The sequence below is a fragment of the Amycolatopsis anabasis genome (assembly GCF_009765355.1).
In the GTDB taxonomy this organism is placed as follows: domain Bacteria; phylum Actinomycetota; class Actinomycetes; order Mycobacteriales; family Pseudonocardiaceae; genus Amycolatopsis; species Amycolatopsis anabasis.
The window spans coordinates 1-1,208 of record NZ_VTHK01000160.1 but is presented as its reverse complement, the minus strand read 5'-3'; the positions used below and the strand labels follow the sequence as shown (position 1 = coordinate 1,208).

General features: G+C 63.2%; 1 pseudogene. It reads left to right on the top strand.

What is annotated here, in order from left to right:
• A pseudogene (locus FXO23_RS52155) lies at positions 1-230 on the top strand (hypothetical protein); the annotation flags it as partial.
• Positions 231-1,208 lie beyond the last annotated feature (978 nt).

The window sequence follows — 1,208 nt, the reverse complement described above, 5'->3', positions numbered from 1 at the left end:
GTGTCGCAGTTTACTCAGCGCGTGCGTGGCGGCTATCCGCAGTGACGGTGGCACAGGATCTCGAGCCGCCCATCAATGGCCGGTTGCTTCTGGACGCAAAGCAGTGCCACGCCGTGGAGTGCGGGATCAACCGACTCAAACGCAACCGTGCAGTCGCGACAAGGTATGACAAGCTCGCCATCCGCTACCAGGCCACCGGCACAGTCGCAGCGATCAACGAGTGGCTATGACTTCGAGACACAGCCTAGATCAGAGTGCCGCCGACCGTCGGAGACCTGGCCGGGTGGGCCACTTCGCGATGCCGAGGTGGAGCCGAATCAACTTGCCGAAATCAGTAAACGCCCGCAGCACCGTCTCGGCATGTGCTCGGGTCGAGGCCGCGTACTTCCTGCCCGGCTTGGCCTTGCCAGTCACCGGGTTCACGCCGCCCGCCGAAGCGTCCGGCCGCCGGCCTCGGGGTTGTCCTTGTGGCGCCAGTGGGGACGGATGGATTTGTCCGCGATCCGCATCCACCGCATGAAGTCCCGCGCCTCCACCTGCGTGGCCTGACTCCACACCACATCGACCGCGTAAAGGAGTCGCCACCACCGCGTCGTCAGCGTCGAGCAGCCGGTAGGGCTCCCACACATCGCCCGTGCTGACCATCCGTCCGACTTCGGGCAACCCATCCTGACCTGCAAAAACACTCGCATTAGTGCAGCCAATACACCCCACCTATCGGTTTCGCCCACCGGAGTAGAACACCCGATTGTCACGTGCTTCGTAAAAGGGGCGCCCAAGCCCTGTGATTGAAACTTGAAAGGCGAGAGCGGGCGGGCAAAGGGTCGCGCTGTACCTGTATCTCCCTTATCGGTTTGTCCGGCTTTGGCTTCGTCCGACCATGCCCGGTTCCACACCAGCTTTGATCTTGTGAGCCGAGGAGCGAAGTATTCGTGGTTGCCCCAAGAAGTACCCGGATGAGTTGCGTGAGCAGGCGGTGCGGCTGTATCGGGAGTCTGAACCGAAGCCGGTGATCCGGCGGCTGGCCGAGCAGTTCAATGTCCGCCCCCGAAGCCTTGCGGAACTGGATCCGTCAGGACGAAGCCGACCAAGCTCAGCGTTCCCACCGGCCGACCACCGCGATGATCGAGGAGACCCCGGGCGTTCGCCTTCGCGATCGACCAACCCGACGACGTCGAGATCGGGGACCTGTCCATTCGACCGACTCG